The sequence below is a fragment of the Micromonospora sp. NBC_01796 genome (assembly GCF_035917455.1).
Taxonomy (GTDB): domain Bacteria; phylum Actinomycetota; class Actinomycetes; order Mycobacteriales; family Micromonosporaceae; genus Micromonospora_G.
Window position 1 is genome coordinate 6001981 of record NZ_CP109078.1, and the last position, 18532, is coordinate 6020512.

Genomic DNA, 18532 nt, shown 5'->3' on the forward strand with positions numbered 1-18532 from the left:
CGCGGTGCCTGTCCCTGGCAGGATGTGGTTGGGTCCGGGAACGGTCGCGATACTTCGAGGCGTGGACGCGAAACGACAGCTCGGCGAATTCCTGCAGGCTCGACGCTCTCAGTTGCGGCCGGAGGACATTGGCGTGGCCACCTACGGTGACCGGCGCCGGGTCCGGGGGCTGCGCCGGGAGGAACTGGCTCTGCTGGCCGGGGTCAGCGCTTCGTACTATTCGCGCCTGGAGCAGGGCCAGGCAGTCAACGCCTCGCCCGAAGTGCTGGACGCCCTCGCCCGGGCACTACGGCTCGACGACGCAGAACGCCGCCACCTGCACGAGCTTGCGGTCGGGACCCGCCGCCGCCACCCGACACGTCGCCCGGCACCGGAGCGGGTCAGCCCGGCCGTACACCAACTGGTCGCGGCGCTGGGTGACGTACCCGTGGTGGTGCTCGGCCGGCGTAGCGACGTGCTGGCCTGGAACACCTCCGGGCATGTCCTGTTCGCCGGCCACCTGGACCCGGACCTCCCGCAACGGCCGGACCAACGTCCCAACATGGCGCGGCTGCTGTTCCTGGACGCGCACACCCGCGAGTTGTACGCGGACTGGTCTGCGAAGGCCCGGGCGGTGGTGGGGACGCTGCGGATGGCCGCCGGGCAGTATCCGGACGACTCGCTGATGTCCGCGCTGGTAGGGGAGCTGGCGGTGAAGAACCCGCAGTTCGCCGCGATGTGGGCCGACCATCGGGTCAAGGCCGGTGGGGACGCCGTCTACGAGATGCGCCACCCGCTGGTCGGTGTCATCTCGGTGACCCAGCAGACCCTGCGGACCGAGGACGGCCAGGCGATCGTCGTCGCCACCACCGAGCCCGGCTCGGCGTCGCACGCGGCGATGACCCTGCTCGTGCACAGCGCCGTCACCACCCGTACCGTCGCGCCACACCCCCTTTCCGCGCGCGAATAGCGCCTTTCTCGCCGGCCGAAACGAGGTGCTCCGAAAGGAGCGCCGGACCCTTCGCGCCCGCACCACCCGAATCGACAAGGCACTGAGAAAGGAAGAACCGCCCGCACCGTCCGTGTGCTCGGTGCCGTCCACACCACCGCCGTCGACCCAATATGGCGCTGGCCTTCCTTGCCGCGTCACCGACCCCGTTTTCCCTGGAGATTCCCATGCAAGAGATCAAGCTCGGCGACGTCACCGTTATCCGTGTCGAGGAGACGCACGGCCCGATCATGCCGACCGGTGCCTTCTTTCCCGCCATGCCGGACGAGGCCTGGCGGGCGCACCGTGACCTTCTGGTCCCGGACCATCTCGGCGCCGACGACGGAATGGTGCACGTTGCCATGCAGAGCTGGCTGCTGCGCAGTGAGGGCCGCAACATCCTGATCGACACCGGCATCGGCAACGACAAGAACCGGCCGGCGGTGCCGCCGTGGCACCAGCAGCAGGTGGCCTACCTGGGACGGCTCGCCGCGGCCGGGGTCAAGCCCGAGGACATCGACCTGGTGGTCAACACGCATCTGCACGTGGACCACGTCGGGTGGAACACCCGGCTCGTCGACGGCCAGTGGCTGCCGACGTTCCCGAACGCCACCTACCTGATGCCCGCCGCCGACTTCCACCACTGGAATCCCGCGAACAACCCCGGCATTCCGGGAAGCGTCAACGAGAACGCGTACGACGACAGCATCGCCCCGGTGCATGCTGCCGGACAGGTGCGACTGTGGGAGGACAGCTACCCGATCGATGGCAATCTGCGGCTGGAAGCCGCGCCGGGGCACACGCCCGGCCACGCCGTGATCAAGCTGAGGTCGGGTGGCGACCGGGCGCTGTTCGCCGGTGACATCGTCCACACCCCGTTGCAGCTGCACCACCACGCCCACAGCAGCTGCTTCTGTGAGGACCCTGCCCAGGCCGCGGTCACCCGACGCCGCCTGCTCGACTGGGCAGCCGAGACCCGGTCGTTGGTACTGCCGGCACACTTCAGCGGCCATTCCGCACTCGAAATCAACCGGCACGGCGAGTCGTACGCCGTCAAGCGGTGGGGTGCGTTCCCCAGATACTGACCCTTCGTTTCGAGCCCGTCGCCGTCACCCGACGGCGGCGGGCTCCCCTCGCCGTCGTGCGGTAGCACGGGTGACTCGACGGTCTTCGGGTCAGCGCCCTCGGCGAGAGAGGCGAACCGGCGGAACAGCCTCATCATGATCATCTACAGCAGTCCGGACGTCACGTGCAGAACGTGTGAAAGCCGACTAACGCCCAGCTCACACCGTGTGTGGCGGTCCCGGAGAGGCCCATGATCGCGAACTGAACGTTGGATCTTGCGCGATGGAGCGGGACGGGGCAGGATGCGGGAAAGCGCTTGCCCAACGGAGGGCGATGCGAGATGGAGAACAAAAGTGCGAAAAACACTGCGTAGACTCGTACCCTTGCCCCTGGTGCTGGCCGTGAGCCTGCCCATGTTCGGTATCACCCCTCCGGCGGCGAGCGCTGCCCCCGCGTCCGGTTCGCGGCAGATGGAGTATCTGACCCGTGGCCTGGTTGCCGCCCAGACTGCCGACGGCATCTTCCTGAGCTGGCGCTTCCTGGGCAACGAACCTGACGGCATCTCCTGGAACCTCTACCGCAAAGACGGCAATGCGGACTTCGTGAAGATCACCACGATCGCGCCCCGGGATGTTCAGCCGGAGAGCGACTACGACACGAACCCCGGCATCGTGAAGGAAGACGTCACCCCCTCGAACTACACCGACCCCGACGGCGTTCTCACCTCCATCTACGAGGTCGCCCCGGTCATCGGCGGCGTCGAGGGCGCGAGGCAGGGCATGAGCGTGCCCATGCTGTCAGCCCTGGCCGGCCAGGCAGGCCAGGCCAACCGGGGTGCGGCGAGTTACATCCCGCTCAAGCCCGCCCCGGCACCCGTACCGCTCGCCCACTTCACCTACCGCAACCAGCGGTTCGGCCCGGGCACCAACATGAACGCGGCCAACATGGTCATCCCGGGCACGGCAAACCAGAACTGGTACGTCGTCGACATGGATCTCCTGCGCGGGTTCCGGGTGGCGTACGACGACCAGGCGACCGTGACCCAGGAGCAGCTCGACGGTTGGGTCGCGAAGCTCAACGAGCACAACACGACCCCCAACGCGCTCGGGGTCGCCACCTACACCACCGCTCGGCCGCTGACGAACTCCCTCGTCAACGGCAAGATCACGGAAGCGCTGTACAAAGAGCTGGAAGCCGAGTTCGTCAAGTACGTGGAGAACCTCGACGCCGGCACCTCGCTTCCCTACGCGAAGACCAGCACCGGCGCGGTTTACACGTCGCAGAGCAGCACCTACTCCACGCACGACATGACCGTGGGTGACTTCGACGGCGACGGCGAGTACGAAATCGTCGTCAAGTGGCGCAGCACCCAGCAGGACCCCATGTACTCCGAGCCGATCTTCGGCGGCAGCAACACCACCACCGCCCCGGAGTACGTCGACGTCTACAAGCTGGACGGGACCCTGCTGTTCCGCGTCGACATGGGCTACAACGTGCGGGCGGGCAACGACCACGAGACCACCCTGTTCGCCGAGGACTTCGACGGTGACGGCAAGTCCGAACTGATGCTCAAGACCGCCCTGGGCACCCGGGTCGGCAACTGGGACGAGGCGTCGCAGTCCGTCGTGTATCCGGACTCCGGCGTCGTGGGCGGCCAGGACGGCCTGAACGCCACCACGGACAAGTTCAAGGAGTACTTCACCACCGGCAACACCGGTGCACTCGACACCTACTGGTCGCTGCTGAACAGCTTCGCCATCAGCTACCGCGTCCCGGTGGCCGGAGGCGGCAACGACGGACCCAACGATCCGGCTCTCAAGCGGTGGATCAAGACCTACCACGTTGGCCCGATCGGTCCGGCAAAGGATGACCAGGAGTTCTTCTCGGCATTCAAGTGGGACGCCGGCGCCGCCAAGGGCGTGCTCGTGGACAGCGCCGCGTACCCGTTCCGCTACGAGGGCAGCGTCGACGGTGACAACTGGGCCATGACGCCCGCCACCCAGCGCGGCAACTTCTCGTACCTCGCCTTCCCCGGCCCCGGCGCGGGCAGCGGCCCTGCCGACTACAAGTCGCAGATGATGGCCCCCTCGGAGGCCTACTGGCTGGAACACCCCTGGAAGGCAGCCGTGTGGGGTGACGCGCAGGGCAACCGCGCCAACCGCTACGTCGGTGTCGTGGCAGCTCTGGACGGCAAGCACAACTACGCGGTCTCCCAGCGTGGCTACTACGCCAGGACGACCATGGCCGCCTTCACCATCGTGGACGGCAAGGTCAGACTTCAGGCCAGCTTCGACTCGGCCGACCCGCAGTACTGGTCCCTGGGCGGCAGCGCCTACGACTACCAGAACCGTGGCAACCACCAGACCCAGTCCGGCGACCTCGACGGCGACGGTCGGGACGAGATCGTCATGAAGGCCATGGTTCTCGACCTGAACGCCGACGGCACCAAGATCCTGCCCGAGGTGATCAACGGCGACACCATGCCGACGATCGAGGGTCAGAACAGCGTTCCTCCGGTTGCCAACACCTTCGAGTTCGCCACCGACGCCGTACGGAACAACCCGCTGAACGTCTGGGCCCCGCTCCGCCACGGCGACCGCAGCGCGCTGCTTCCGGTCGACAAGGACAACGAGTTCCGCATGTGGTCCGGCAGCGAGGAAAACCTGCTGGACGACATCCGTACCGGCCACCAGCTCGGGTGGATGCCCGGCCCGGAGGCGCACGACCCGTTGAAGGGTCAGCGGCGCAACGACCAGGGCCAGATCGTCCACGAGAACTCGATGGTCTTCGGCGTGTACGCCGGAACCGACGCCGAGGGCGCCGTGGCCGGCAACTTCTCCAACCGCTGGCCGGGCGCGCAGGGATTCTCGCAGAACGGCGCCCGGAGCATGGTCACCGGCGAGCTCCTGAACGGCAGCAGCAACGTGAGCAGCGGCCAGTACGCCATCTGGTTCGGCGGCGGCCTGACCGCCATGGCCGCGAGCAACGCGACCATCAGCACGGTCAACGACCTGACCTTCGCGACCTCCTCGTATCTCGCGACCGGCCTGACGTCGACCGGCAACAAGAGCACCCCCACCCTCAAGGCCGACCTGATGGGCGACTGGCGCGAGGAGCTCGTGCTCCGCGCCTCGGACAACCGTCTGGCCATCGTCACGACCCTCTCGCCGACCGCGTACGGCATCCGTACGCTGATGCACGACCCGATGTACCGCATGGGGGTTGCGAACAAGAACACCGGTTACGACCAGTTCGGGTTCGCCAGCTTCTACCTGGGCGACGAGGCGAAGCTGCCGGCGATGCGGACCGACATCTCCGTCCCGGCCGGGCCCGACACGACCGCTCCGGCGATCGCGGTGAAGCCGGAGTCGAAGGGTAGGGACGGGGTCTACAGCAACGTCTCCTTCAAGCTGTCCGACGCCGGCAAGGTCGATAAGCTCACCCTGAACGGGGTCGAGAAGAACCTCGCCGACAACACCTACTCCGACCTCAACGGGGTCAAGCCGGGCACGTTCGGCGGCAAGGCGGGCAGCAACGAGCTGAAGGTGTACGACGTGGCAGGCAACGTCACGACGCTGACCTTCGTACTGGATGTCACCGGCCCGACGGTGACGGTGAAGGACGGCGCGACCGAGACGGTCGGCACGCCTGCGGCCGGGGAAGAGGTGGCGTCGTTCAAGTTGTCCGACGAGTACAAGGTTGACAAGCTCACCCTGAACGGGGTCGAGAAGGACCTTGCCGACAACACGTACTCCGATCTCAACGGGGTGAAGCCCGGTGTGTTCGGGGCGGTGCTCGGGGCGAACGAGCTGAAGGCGTACGACGTGGCGGGCAACGTCACGACCGTGACCTTCACGCTGGTCGCGCCGAAGCCGGCGGTTCCGGCCTGGGACGCGAAGAAGGCGTACAACAACGGCGACCAGGTGTCCTACAACGGGGCGATCTACATCGCCCAGTGGTGGACGCAGAACGAGAAGCCCGGTAGCACCGCGACTGGCTCGTGGAGCGAGCAGGGCGCCCTCGTCCCCTCGGCCGGCGCCGGCGTCCGGTCCTGGACCGCATCCTGGGTCTACACCGGCGGCGAGACGGTCGCGTACAACGGCCACACCTGGAAGGCCAAGTGGTGGTCCCGGAACCAGCAGCCGGGCGATCCCAACGGTCCGTGGCAGGACCTCGGTACCTACTGACAGGTGACGCCAGGGGAGGGTCGGTCCGCAAGGGCCGGCCCTCCCTGCACGTGATCCGAGATCAGACGATCCGACACCGGCAGGGCCGGAGATGTCATGCCGAGCAGCCGGCGAGCGACGCTCGATCCTTCACCCTGCGCCGCGTTCGGCGAGTTGCTTGAAGGTGAGTAGCTGCCGTCGAGCCATGACCAGGTCCCCGACGGACAACCCGAGCGCGACCACCCGGTTCGTCCGCATCACGACCTTGAGCAGCAGACGCGTGGTGTTGTGCTCGTCGGGCACCAGGACGTACGACATGCAGGCGTTCATGATCCTTCCCGTCAGCTGTGTTCCGGGCTCGACCGAGAGGATCCTGCCCCGCTCGCGCCCACCGACGCTGGAGAACGCTTCTCCCACCCGAGGCTCGGGGAGGCCGACCAGATGCCGAGGTGAGCGGCGGCCGAGATTGTCGATCCAGTCATAGGAGTACGGCGCCAGCCGTATCTGGGTGACCCAGGGCCACACCGCCGGGGCGGGTGCATTCACCCGTACCCCTCGCCATGCCTGCAGTACGGGTGAGACGACGAAGTCGTCGCACGGATAGGCGCGCAAAATCTCGCTCTCGGTGACGCCCCACCGGTCACCGAGCATGTGTCCGCCGTCCAGCCCGACCCAGCACCAGCGTGGTACGCAGGTCGAGTACGACGATGCCGCCGAAGTCGTCGACCAGCTTGCCGAGGGCGGTCAGTCCCCGCTGCTGCTGCTCCGGCGACCGGGACAGGTACGGCCCGAAAGTACGCAGCAGCCCGAGATAGCGTTCCTTGTCGAGTGGCAGATCGCGCCGGTAGACCTCCTTGCGGACGTTGACGAACCGCCCGTGGTCGACGACGTCCTGGTGGACCCAGTCCGCGGGCCGCTCCCGTACGGTGGGGTCGATCCGGTGCAGCGCGGATTGGATCGCCGCCCCTTGGTCGGGATCGGCGTAGTCGTAGCGATTCCCGAAGATTGCCAGTGTGCCGCCCGGTGCGAGTGCTCTGCGCGCGTGCGCGTTGCGGGTGGCCGGGGCCAGCCAGTGCCAAGCCATGGCGCAGGCCAGCAAGCCAACCCCACCGGCGGGTGGCATCCACCGTTCGAAGGTGCTGGCGTGGATGCGAACGTCGGGAAATCGCGCCGCCAGCAACGCCGCCATTCGGGGATCGGGCTCGATGCAGGTCATGGGAGCGCCGATACGAGCGAGCACTTCGGTTCCCTTGCCGGTTCCGGCGCCGATCTCGACCACGGACGCTGGCCTGCCGCCGTGGTAGGCGACGATCTCGTCGGCGATCTCGGGCGGATAGCCCGGCCGGACGGTCTGGTACAGATCGGCTACCGATCCGAAGACGTCCATTGCCCTACTCCTCTCGACACACGACGGGCAGCAGGAGCGGGTTCACGATGTCGCCTCCGCTGCCCGCAGGGAGTCGATCGCGGCCTGGCTGCCCGCGCTCAGATCCATGCCCAACGCCTGCAGCATGACCACCAACGCGCCGAGCGCGAGCGTGCCCCGCAACTCCTGCGGTCCCGCCTTGGACAAGTGCTCGGCCTCGTAGAGAACCCCGGCGATCACCGCCCGGCAGCGCGTGGCAACCGCCTCGTCGGAGCGGGCCGCCGCGCAGGCCTGCAACCAGAGGCCGGTGACGACGCCGTCGGCGATCAGCGCCCGGAAGTCGGCGCGCATCGCCGGCAGCGGGTTCTCCGGATTCTCGGCCGCCGCCTGCCGGAACACCTGCCGGACACGGGTCTCCAACTCATCGAGGCAGGCCAGGAACAGGTCGCGTTTGCTGCCGAACAGCCGGAAAACGTATGGCTGTGACACACCCATCCGGTCGGCCACCTTCTGCACCGACGCCGTCGTCAGTCCGTGGTCCGCGAACACCCGCATGCCGATGTCGACCGCGTCCGCGCGTCGCCGGGGTGCCGTACTGCGCTGCGTTTCCATGCTCGCAGCGTTACATTAGTAACCACTTACAAACAAGACCCGGCGCTGCGGCATCCCCTGTCGGCCAGAGCGACGACCGGTTCGCGATCCGGCGGGCAGCCCGACCGCGTCCGAATTTTCGCCAGTCAATGACCGGCCGGTAACATGCCCCGGGCAGAGACCTGAGCGAGAATGGCCCAGCCCGGACTCTGATCAACCCTGGAAGGACCATCCCTTGGCCGGTGGACTCGTAGCCCTGCTGGATGACGTGGCGGCGCTGGCTCGCGCCGCTGCCGCGTCGGTCGATGACATCGGGGTGGCTGCCGCCAAGGCCGGCGCCAAGGCCACAGGCGTCGTCGTGGACGACGCCGCCGTGACCCCGCAGTACGTGCGCAACCTGGCCGCCGAGCGCGAGTTGCCGATCATCAAGCGCATTGCCGTGGGGTCGCTGCGCAACAAGTTCCTCATCATCCTGCCGGCGGTGCTGCTGCTCAGCCAGTTCGTGCCCTGGCTGCTCACCCCGATCCTGATGCTCGGCGGCGCCTACCTTTGTTACGAAGGCGCGGAGAAGGTGTGGGCCAAGATCGCCCATCACGATGCCCACGGCGCGGGCGAGGAGACGGCGCAGGACGAGACGACGCTGGTGTCCGGGGCGGTACGCACCGACCTGATCCTCTCGGCCGAGATCATGGTCATCTCCCTCAACGAGGTGATCGAAGAGCCGTTCTGGTCCCGCCTGGCGATCCTCGCCGTCGTCGCCCTTCTCATCACCGTCCTGGTGTACGGCGTTGTGGCCCTGATCGTGAAGATGGACGATGTCGGGCTGCGCCTGTCGCAGCTTTCCGGCGTCGTCGCCAGCTTCGGCCGCGGTCTGGTGAAGGCGATGCCGCTGGTTCTCACCGTGCTGACGGTGGTCGGCACCGCCGCGATGCTCTGGGTGGGCGGACACATCCTGCTGGTCGGCGCGGACGAGCTGGGCCTGCACCTTCTGTACGACGCCGTACACCACGCGGAGGAAGCCGCCGGCGACGCCACGGGTGTTCTCGGCGGGCTCGTCGGCTGGCTCGTCAACACGGTGGCCAGTGCCATCCTCGGGCTGATCGTCGGCGCGCTGGTCGTGGTGGTCATGACCTTCACGTTCCACCGTCGCAAGGCCAAGGCTGTCGCGGCGGCGGACACGACTTCCACCGACGGCACCAGCCCCGCGACGCCGCCCGATGCAGCTCAGCGTCGCGACGCTTCCGCGGACGGGGCGCCTCGCACCTGACCTCAGGACATCGATTCGACCGGCAACGGCGTAGCCGGATCAGATTTTGATCCAGCCGGCCGGGCGTGGGACCTCCGGGGCGATGCGGGATGTTCCGTATCCCACCCGGAGGTCCTCACCCGGTCAGCACGCGTGAGCGGGTCCGGCGCGCTCGCGGCGTGCGGTCCACCCGTGGTGCCGTCCGAGCAGCGTGTCGCGCCGCCCGAAGACTCAGGCGATCGTGGCCGCCGCGGCCACGATCGCGTCGAGGGTCACCTTCGGATGAGAGATCATCGAGACGTGGGAGCCGGCGACCTCGGTGATCGTGGCCCCCGCGCGTTCGGCCATCCGGCGTTGCGTGTCCGGCGGGATGACCCGGTCCTCGGTGCCGACGACGACCCAGCTCGGCAGCGTCCGCCAGGCGGGCGCGCCGGACGAGGCCGCGTTCGCGGACAGCGTGATCGGCCGCTGGCCTTCGGCGATCAGCCAACGGTCGGCTTCCGGCAGGTCCTGTGCGAAGGAGTGGTGCACCGTTTCGGGCTTCAGGAAGGCCTCGGCGTCGCCCTGCGGCGCGCCCGGGTATCCGGCCACGTCGAACACGGTGGACGGGTCGGGAACGGCGAGAGCCGACCCGGATCCGCCGAGGATCTGGAAGACGCTCTCCCCCTCGTCGGGAATGAACGCGTCGACGTAGACCAGGGCCCGGACGTCGCCGCCGCCGGTCGCGGCGTTGGTGATGACGAATCCACCGTACGAGTGGCCGACGAGCACAACCGGCCCGCTCGTACGCTGAGCGAGGAACGACGAGATGTACGCGGCGTCATAGGGGAGCCCGCGTAGCGGGTTCGGCGGAGTGAGAACGGCGAAGTCCAGTCCCCGCAGGGCCGATGCGACGGCGTTCCAGCTCGAGGCGTCCGCCCAGGCACCGTGGACGAGGACAATGGTCGGTTGGGGCATGTCTTTTCCTATCTGTTGCTTCGGTTCGGTGATTTGTCGAGGTAGTCGTTGGTCAGCGTATGGCCGCTTGCTTGACGAGTACTGAACAAAGCGGCATTCGGCAGGTCGCTCAGGCGTGGACCGGCACGGGCGCCGTTCTCAACCGGGCGACGGTCGCGGCGTACAGGAGTAGACCGGCGGTGGTCAGGACGAAACCGGCCCAGACGGTGGACAGGGTTCCCCAGCCCGCGTCGAGAGTGATCGCGCCCCCGATCGCACCGAGAGAGTTCGCCAGGTTGAGAGCGGCCAGGTTGAGCGCACCCATCAGGGTCGGGGCGTCCGGCGCGAGACCCGTCAGCCGGACCTGGATGGTCGGGATGGCGAACATCATGGTCGCGCCGACGCCGAACAGGCAGGGCAGGAGGATCGCCAGGTTGCCGCCGGCCACGCCGATCAGCACCAGGAGCGCGAGAACACCGCCGTAACCCCAGATCAGGCCCCGGTGCTCGTACCGGTCGGCGACACGTCCACCGACGTAGTTGCCCGCTGCCATGCCGAGGCCGAAGACCGCGAGCGCGATCGGGATGAGAGCGGCGTCGCGGCGGGCGGCGTCGGTGACGAACGGGCCGATGAACGTGTAGACCGCGAAGATGCTCGAGATGCCCAGCGCCGCGACGGTGACCATCAGCCAGACGTTGAGCCGCTGCAGGGCACCCAGCTCGCTCGCGATCGAGGTGCCGCGCAGGTCGTCCGTGCGCGGGAGCCACGCCACCAGGGCGGCGCCGGCGAGCAGACCCACCACGACAACAGCCCAGTACATGGCGCGCCAGCCGGCGTTCTGGCCGATGAAGGTGCCCAGCGGTGACCCGAAGATGGTGGCGACGGTCAGGCCACCCATCACGGTGGCGAACGCCTTGCCGCCACGCCCCGGGCCGTACACGTAAGCGGCGACGACGGCCCCGGCACCGAAGAACGCACCCTGCACACTGCCGGCGATGAACCGGAAGACGACGAGGAGGGTGATGTTCGGCGCCACCGCGGACAGCCCGTTGCCGACCAGGAACAACACGACCAGGCCGAGCAGCAGGGCGCGCCGGTTGACCCGGGCCGCGAGGAGGGTGATCGCGGGCGAGCCGATCACCACTCCGAAGGCGTACGCGGTGACCGCGTGCGTCGCGACCGGAATCGACACGTCCAGATCGGCGGAGAAGAGCTGGATGATGCCGTTGCTGCCGAACTCGCCGGTGCCGATCGCGAAGGTGCCCAGCGCCAGCGCGAAAAGTGTCAGCCGCGGATTGCGGATCGGCGACATGGCGACGGTGTGCCGGCTGGATTCGGCGGCGCATTGACCTTCGTAGGCGTGGCGATGCATCGTTCCATCCTTGGCAGGAGACAGGTCGCAGGGGTGCCACCCCGGGGCGACGGCAGTGGTGGACGAGGGCGGGCGGGAGGGAGGGAGTGCACGGCGGTACCGCCGATCAATCCCGCAACCGTCGGTAGACCGCCCAGATGTGGAACGCCAGCCCGACACCCCAGGCGAGGATGGACCACAGCGGCCAGAAGAAATGTTCCGGATCGAAAATCCACCACACCACGACCTGGGCCGCGTTCGCCACGACGTAGGAGACAACGTGGGACCACAGTCCCCACATCAGAGCGGTGTCGCTCTTCGTCGAATTCATTTCCGCAGGCTAGGTCGACGTACTTGACGATCATTGAACTGCTCCTTCAGTGTTCGTCAAGTGCGCGTCCCTACGCTGCCGAAGACTGATACCGGTGTTGAAGGGACCATTTCGATGAAGACGACCCGCCGTACGCTGCTGGCCGGATCCGCTGCGGCCGCGACCGGCGCACTGCTCGCGGCGCCCGCGGCGCACGCACATACCCGGCCGGGAGGTACGCCCAAGCCGACCGTCGTACTCGTGCACGGTGCGTTCGCCGACGCCTCCGGCTGGAACGGCGTGGCCACCCGGCTCGTCCGCGACGGCTACCCGGTCATCGCCCCGGCGAATCCGCTGCGCGGCGTGAGCAGCGACTCCGCCTACCTGGCCAGCATCCTGGCCACCCTCGACGGCCCGCTGGTGGTCGTCGCGCACTCCTACGGCGGGCTGGTCACCACGAACGCCACGGCCGGCAACACGAACGTCAAGGCCCTGGTGTACGTGGCCGCGTTCGTACCCGATCAGGGTGAGTCGCTGCTGGGTCTGCAGACGGCGCACCCGGGCAGCAGGCTGGACGAGGCGGCGCTGGACTTCCGTCCCTACGGTGAGGGCCACGTCGACGCATACATCAAGAAGGCGGTCTTCCACGACGTGTTCGCCGGCGACGTGCCGAGGGCGACGACCGACCTGATGTGGGCGACGCAGCGGCCGGCCGACGTGAACGCACTGGGGGAGCCGTCCGGTGCCCCGGCCTGGAAGACGATCCCTTCCTGGTATCTCGTCGCCCGCAAGGACAACGTCATTCCCGCCGCGGCGCAGCGGTTCATGGCACAGCGGGCAGGCGCCCGCTCCGTCGAGGTCAACGCCTCGCACGTCGCGATGATCGCGCAGCCCGCCGCGACGGCGGATCTCATCAAGCGCGCCGCGCGCTGACGAAGGGGCCGGGGGGCAGCGATGTTCGAGCGTCTCGGGCGGACGATGGTCCGTCGACGGTGGTGGGTGATCGCCGTCGCGGTGGCCTTCATCGCGTTCGGCGGCATCTGGGGAACGCAGGTCTTCGGCTCCTTGATCACCGAGGGGTTCGACGACCCGGCCAGTGAGAGTTCCCGTGCGGTCGAGCGCGCGCAGGCGACGCTGGGCCGTGAGGGCAACGACGTGGTGGTGCTCTACCGCAACCCCGAGATGACCGTCGACGACCCGGCTTTCCAGCGGGCCGTCAACGAGACACTGGACGCACTCCCGGGCGAGGTGGTGACCAGGACGGTCACCTACTGGAGCACGAACAGCCCGGCTCTGGTCGGCGAGGACCGCCGTTCCACCTACGCGGTGCTGACCCTCGCCGGCGACGACGAGACGCAGCGCGGTGAAGCACTGGAGGAGATAGAGGAGGACCTGGCCGCCCCCGGCCTGCAGACCCAGGTCGGGGGCATCACCGCGGTCAGTCGCGACATCCGTGAGCGGGTCGCCGCGGACATCGCCCTCGCCGAGACGATCTCCATACCGGTGCTGCTCGTCCTCCTGGTGCTCGTGTTCGGCAGCGTGGCCGCGGCGAGCCTGCCGCTCGCGATCGGCGGTCTGGCCATCCTGGGGGCGTTCGCCGCGTTGCGTGCCATGAGCTACGTGATGGACGTCTCCGTCTTCTCGATCAACGTGGTGACGATCCTCGGGCTGGGCCTGGCGATCGACTACGGCCTGTTCATGGTCGGCCGGTTCCGGGAGGAGATCGCCCACGGGCGCAGCACCGAGGACGCGGTCGCCCGCACGATGGCCACTGCCGGCCGTACCGTCGCGTTCTCCGGGGTCACCGTCGCGGTCTCGCTGGCCGGATTGCTGATCTTCCCGATGACCTTCCTCCGCTCGATGGGTTTCGGTGGTCTGTCCGCGGTCGTGGTGGCGATGGTGGCGGCGCTGACCGTGCTGCCGGCGCTCCTCGGCGTCCTGGGCCCCCGGGTGGAGGCACTGTCCGTGCGCCGGCTGCTGCGCCGCCCGGCGGCGGCTCCCGTGGTGGGCAGGGTCGAGCACGGGTTCTGGTACCGGCTCGCGCACAGCATCATGCGGCGCCCGGTCATCTACGCGGCCGGGGTGTTCGCGGTCCTGCTCCTGGCCGGCGCGCCGTTCCTGCGCGTCGAGTTCGGCGGCATCGACCCCAGGGTGCTTCCGGCGGGTACGGAGAGCCGGGTGGTCTCCGAAACCGTCGACCGTGAGTTCGTCCAGAACAGCCAGTTACCGATCGAGGCGACCGTGACCTCGTCCGACCGGGCCGGTCTGGAGGGGTACGTCGCCGCCGTCCGGGACGTCGACGGGGTGACCGAAGCCGACGTCACCGGCCAGACCGGTGACGTCGCCCGGCTCACCGTCCACTACCTGGGCGACCCCATCTCGGCGGAGACACGCGACCTCGTGAGCCGGATCCGGGCCGTTCCGGCACCGCCCGGCGGCGAGGTGCTGGTGGGCGGCCTGACCGCGCGGTTGGCCGACCAGCTCGACGCCGTGGGTGATCGGCTGCCCTGGATGGCGCTGATCATCGTCGGCGCGACGTTCATCCTGCTGTTCCTCGCTTTCGGCTCGGTCGTGCTGCCGATCAAGGCGATCGTGATGAACGTCCTGTCGCTCGGTGCCTCGTTCGGCGCCCTGGTCCTGATTTTCCAGGACGGCCACCTGTCCGGCCTGCTGAACTTCACCTCCACCGGGACCCTGGAGGCGACCCAGCCGATCCTCGTGCTCGCGGTCGTGTTCGGGCTGTCGATGGACTACGAGGTCTTCCTGATGTCCCGGATCCGCGAGGAGTACGACCGGACCGGCGACAACACCATGGCGGTCGCCGTCGGGCTACAGCGCAGCGGCCGGATCATCACCAGCGCCGCCCTGCTCATCCTGGTCGTGATCGGGCTGTTCTCCATCTCCGGCATCACGTTCATCAAACTGATCGGGGTGGCGCTGATCATCGCGGTCCTGGTCGACGCGACGATCGTGCGGGCGCTGCTCGTCCCGGCCACCATGCGCCTGCTCGGGGACACGAACTGGTGGGCGCCGGCACCACTGCGGCGCTTCTACGACCGCCACGGCTTCCACGAAGGTGGCGACCCGCCGCCCACGCCTGATCCGCACCCCGCACCGGCCCGTACGCCGGCCGGCTGACTGTCCCGAGGACCCGATGATGAACGACGACCCGGCGCCGCGCGGACCTGTCCTCGACGACGGGCAGTTCCGCCGGCTGGCCGCGTACGGCGAGGAGGAGCACGCCGTGGCCGGCCGGGACCTCTACGCGTCCGGCGACGACTCCTACGACTTCTTCCTGCTCGTCGGAGCGACCGTCGACATCGTCCGGGACGCGACGGCGATCGAGCCGGAGCGTCTGATCTACCAGGGTGGGCCGGGAGACTTCCTCGGCGAGCTCAACCTGCTCACCGGTCAGCACGTCTACCTGACCGCCCGGGTGGTGTCCGCCGGGACGGTCGTCCGGATCGGCGCGGCGATGCTGCGCCGGGCCCTCGCCGAGCAGGTCGACATCGCCGACATCCTGGTCGAGGCGTTCCGGGAGCGGCGCGAGGTCATCGGCGCCGCCGCCGGCAACGCCCTGCAACTCGTCGGCCGCCCCGACGCCGCGGACACGCTGGACCTGCGCACCTACGTGACGCAGATGCTCCTCCCGCATTCCTGGCTCGATGCGGCGTCGGACCCCGGGCGCTCGCTGATGAGACTCGCCGGGCTCGGCGAGGACGAACTGCCGGCCGCGATGGTCAACCGTACGGTGCTCCGGCGGGCGACACCCAGATCCGTCGCCGAGGTGCTCGGTCTGACCTACCGGGCCGACGGACGTCCGGTCGATCTCGTCGTCGTGGGCGCCGGCCCGGCGGGTCTGGCCGCTGCCGTGTACGGGGCGTCCGAGGGTCTCGTCACCGTGCTGCTGGACCGCACCGGGCTCGGCGGCCAGGCAGCCAAGAGCGCCCGCATCGAGAACTACCTGGGCTTCCCGCACGGAATCAGCGGCGAGAACCTGACCCGACTGGCCATGGTCCAGGCGCTCAAGTTCGGGGTACGGATCCACTCGCCCTGTGCGGTCACCGGTCTGGACCTCTCCGACGACCGACGGCCGGCCGTCCTGCTCGAGGACGGTGCGCGCATCCAGTGCCGCGCGGTGATCGCCGCTACCGGTGCGCACTACCGTCGCCTCGACATTCCGCGATGGACCAACTTCGAGAGGACCGGCTGCATCCGGTACGCCGCCACCGAACTGGACGCCCGAGGCTACGAGAATCAGCCCGTGACCGTCGTCGGGGGCGCGAACTCGGCCGGACAGGCGGCCCTGTCCCTCGCCGCCCACGGTGCGACGGTGAACCTGATCATCCGCGGCGCCAGAATCGGGTCTCGGATGTCGTCCTACCTCACCGACCGGATCCAGGCGCATCCCCGGATCCGGGTCCACACCCGCAGCATGGTCCGCGAACTGGCCGGCGACGACACCCTCACGTCGATCGTCGCCGAGCGGTCCGGCGGGCGCCAGGACCGGCTGGACTGCCGCGCGCTGTTCTGCTTCATCGGCGCGGACCCGGTGTCGGGCTGGCTCACGGGCGTGGCCAAGGACACCGACGGGTTCGTCCTCACCGACAGCCGGCTGCCCGCCGGATCGCCCGGTAAACCCCTGCCGTTCGAGACAACCGCGCCTCGGATCTTCGCGGTCGGCGACCTCCGCTCGGGCTCGACGAAACGGGTGGCCACCGCCGTCGGGGATGGGGCAAGCGCGGTCTCCTCCGTCCACGCGGCCCTGGCCAGCGACTGAACCGGGCGTCCGCGGCGCGTGGTGGCGGCGTCCGGGTCGTCGATCAGCCCTCGGGCGGAAGCGAGCCCCGTCGCCGCCCGCCGCTGTCGAGATAGCGCAGTACGGCGACCACCCGCCGGTTGTCTGCTCGGGCTCATGCTGATCGGCAGCGCGATCCTGCAGGATCTGGCGGTGCGCGCCCACGAGATGGGCGAGGCGGGTCGACCGGTGGCCGAGATCCGGTCCGAGGTCGGGCTGCTGCTGGCGCCGCTGACGCCGCTGGGTCCGCTGACCGGGGTGGTCGCGACGCTGCTGTCGGTCTACAAGCCGGGTGGGTTGACCCGGTACGGCCGCCGCCGTGGTGCCATCACCCGGTCCGGGAACCGGGGGAGCGGTGCGCCGGACTCCAATCCTGCTGCCGGGAGCCGGCAACGGGACCACCCACTCCGGATCGCCCCCTGAGACGATCCGGAGTGGCAGCCGGGCGTGGGCGTCCCGGTGGTGGACCGTCCGGACGCCGCCCTTGCCGACGGATCAGTCCTTCATGTTGACGGTGACCGTGCCGGTGTCGGTGAGGCCGTCCTGGGTGAGGCGGTAGACGAAGGTGTCCGGCAGCTTGTGGGTCGCGGTGCGCTGGTAGACCACCTCGTACCGGGGGTCGTGGTTGGTCAGGAAGCCGTAACGGGGTGGTACGACGATGGTCAGGGCGGCGCCGGGGCTTGCGATGTCGTTGTCCCGCACCTTGACTACCTTTGCCGCGGCACGGTACGCGTGTGCCAGGTCGTCGTTGGCGATCGGCCCGGTGCCGAACGTGCGGTCGCCACGGTTGAGGAAGCTGGTCGCCGCGCCGCCGTCGTTGGTTCGTACGTCGGGGCGGCCGTCCCCGTTGGCGTCGACGACCTCGACGTCCCAGCCGTGGTCCTCGCCCTGTTGCAGCCACACTCTGGTGCCGTCGTCGAAGATGACCGCCACGCCCATGTGCGGTGCGGTTGTGGCCGTGTGGAAGGCGACCACGACGTCCATCGCGCCGTTCCCGTCGAAGTCCGCCACCTGGTGATCGTTGATTTCGCCCTGGTCCTGCTGGATCGGTCCCGGGACCAGTTGTGCGGCCGCCGTGTTCAGGTAGGTGCCGAATCCGGCGCCCTGGTTGGTCCACCAGAAGACGTCGGTCCGGCGGTCGCCGTTGAAGTCCGCCGTCCCGATCTCGTTCAGCTGGATGTTCGACGGCTCAAGTACCTCGGGGACGAAGTTGCGCAGGACGAAGATGGAACCCTGGGCGCCGCTCGGCCTGCCTTCGAACGACCCGACGATCAGTTCCACGCTTCCGTTGCCGCCCAGGTCGGCCGCCACGCCCATGTCGGGGCAGTGCGGGACCGGTACCTGTGCACCCGGCGGCAGGTACGGGTGCTCCTCGAACGTACCGGTGCCACCCCACTGGACGTTGATGGCGCACTGCGTACCGTCGCTGGAGGCGTCGGGGTGGACGCGGTCGAGCCGTCGGTCGCCATTCAGATCGGCCCAGATCGGGTCACCGGACTCTCCGGCCTGGGCGGCTGGTACGGCGACCATCAGTGAGCCGAGCAACGCGACGCTCATCAGCGCGGCGAGCCGTCTTCTCCACATAGGAACTCCCGTCGGTGGTGTGGTGGGTCGTGGTTCGGGGGAACCGATCTGGAATCTATGGTCACTTAGAGCGAACATGTCATTGCTGACAGTGTTCCGACAGGTGCTCTCGACCTTGGGGTGAACTCGAGTTGGCCTCCTGGCCGGCGTGC

The 18532-nt window shown here is 68.6% G+C and carries 15 protein-coding genes; 8 read left to right on the plus strand and 7 right to left on the minus strand.

Features of this window, described 5'->3' with window-relative positions; genetic code table 11:
* Positions 1–22 precede the first annotated feature (22 nt).
* From OIE47_RS27345 to OIE47_RS27355, 3 genes are all read left to right on the plus strand, one after another.
* Positions 23–949, plus strand: coding sequence for a helix-turn-helix transcriptional regulator (locus OIE47_RS27345; RefSeq protein ID WP_326563260.1), 927 nt, complete (start codon positions 23–25; stop codon positions 947–949).
* Positions 950–1155: 206 nt separating this feature from the next.
* Complete coding sequence (locus OIE47_RS27350; protein ID WP_326557376.1) at positions 1156–2052, plus strand: MBL fold metallo-hydrolase; 897 nt, start codon at positions 1156–1158, stop codon at positions 2050–2052.
* Positions 2053–2424: 372 nt separating this feature from the next.
* A complete protein-coding gene (locus tag OIE47_RS27355; protein WP_326563261.1) occupies positions 2425–6219 on the plus strand; it encodes a rhamnogalacturonan lyase family protein in 3795 nt (1264 codons plus the stop codon).
* Between the two features lie 129 nt (positions 6220–6348).
* Here OIE47_RS27355 and OIE47_RS27360 read toward each other — a convergent pair whose 3' ends face one another.
* From OIE47_RS27360 to OIE47_RS27370, 3 genes are read right to left on the minus strand one after another with little or no spacing between them, the layout of a single operon-like run.
* Complete coding sequence (locus tag OIE47_RS27360; RefSeq protein WP_326557377.1) at positions 6349–6849, minus strand: polyketide cyclase; 501 nt, start codon at positions 6847–6849, stop codon at positions 6349–6351.
* The gene (locus OIE47_RS27365; protein WP_326557378.1) at positions 6839–7585 is read right to left on the minus strand and encodes a class I SAM-dependent methyltransferase; all 747 of its coding nucleotides are present in this window, start codon (positions 7583–7585) and stop codon (positions 6839–6841) included. The genes OIE47_RS27360 and OIE47_RS27365 overlap by 11 nt, the downstream gene beginning before the upstream one ends.
* A gap of 42 nt (positions 7586–7627) precedes the next feature.
* Complete coding sequence (locus OIE47_RS27370) at positions 7628–8176, minus strand: TetR/AcrR family transcriptional regulator (protein WP_326557379.1); 549 nt, start codon at positions 8174–8176, stop codon at positions 7628–7630.
* Positions 8177–8390: 214 nt separating this feature from the next.
* Here OIE47_RS27370 and OIE47_RS27375 point away from each other — a divergent pair, with 214 nt between their 5' ends.
* Positions 8391–9422: a DUF808 domain-containing protein gene (locus OIE47_RS27375; RefSeq protein WP_326557380.1), complete on the plus strand. Its 1032-nt coding sequence runs from the start codon at positions 8391–8393 to the stop codon at positions 9420–9422.
* A gap of 210 nt (positions 9423–9632) precedes the next feature.
* Here OIE47_RS27375 and OIE47_RS27380 read toward each other — a convergent pair whose 3' ends face one another.
* The 3 genes from OIE47_RS27380 to OIE47_RS27390 form a co-directional block, all read right to left on the minus strand.
* Complete coding sequence (locus OIE47_RS27380; protein WP_326557381.1) at positions 9633–10358, minus strand: alpha/beta fold hydrolase; 726 nt, start codon at positions 10356–10358, stop codon at positions 9633–9635.
* A 109-nt stretch (positions 10359–10467) separates the two neighbouring features.
* Complete coding sequence (locus tag OIE47_RS27385) at positions 10468–11709, minus strand: MFS transporter (RefSeq protein WP_326557382.1); 1242 nt, start codon at positions 11707–11709, stop codon at positions 10468–10470.
* 106 nt (positions 11710–11815) lie between these two features.
* Entirely contained in the window at positions 11816–12019 is a 204-nt protein-coding gene (locus OIE47_RS27390) for a 2TM domain-containing protein (RefSeq protein ID WP_326557383.1), read from the minus strand.
* A gap of 114 nt (positions 12020–12133) precedes the next feature.
* Between OIE47_RS27390 and OIE47_RS27395 the strand changes: the two genes are divergently transcribed.
* From OIE47_RS27395 to OIE47_RS27410, 4 genes are all read left to right on the plus strand, one after another.
* Positions 12134–12931, plus strand: a complete 798-nt coding sequence (locus tag OIE47_RS27395) for an alpha/beta fold hydrolase (RefSeq protein WP_326557384.1) — start codon at positions 12134–12136, stop codon at positions 12929–12931.
* 21 nt (positions 12932–12952) lie between these two features.
* On the plus strand, positions 12953–15136 hold the full coding sequence (locus OIE47_RS27400; RefSeq protein ID WP_326557385.1) for an MMPL family transporter: 2184 nt from the start codon (positions 12953–12955) through the stop codon (positions 15134–15136).
* 19 nt (positions 15137–15155) lie between these two features.
* Complete coding sequence (locus OIE47_RS27405; protein WP_326557386.1) at positions 15156–16778, plus strand: FAD-dependent oxidoreductase; 1623 nt, start codon at positions 15156–15158, stop codon at positions 16776–16778.
* Between the two features lie 135 nt (positions 16779–16913).
* On the plus strand, positions 16914–17219 hold the full coding sequence (locus OIE47_RS27410; RefSeq protein WP_326557387.1) for a hypothetical protein: 306 nt from the start codon (positions 16914–16916) through the stop codon (positions 17217–17219).
* 72 nt (positions 17220–17291) lie between these two features.
* On the opposite strand, the gene OIE47_RS27415 is transcribed toward OIE47_RS27410, so the two are convergent.
* A complete protein-coding gene (locus OIE47_RS27415) occupies positions 17292–18380 on the minus strand; it encodes an FG-GAP repeat domain-containing protein (protein ID WP_326557388.1) in 1089 nt (362 codons plus the stop codon).
* Positions 18381–18532 lie beyond the last annotated feature (152 nt).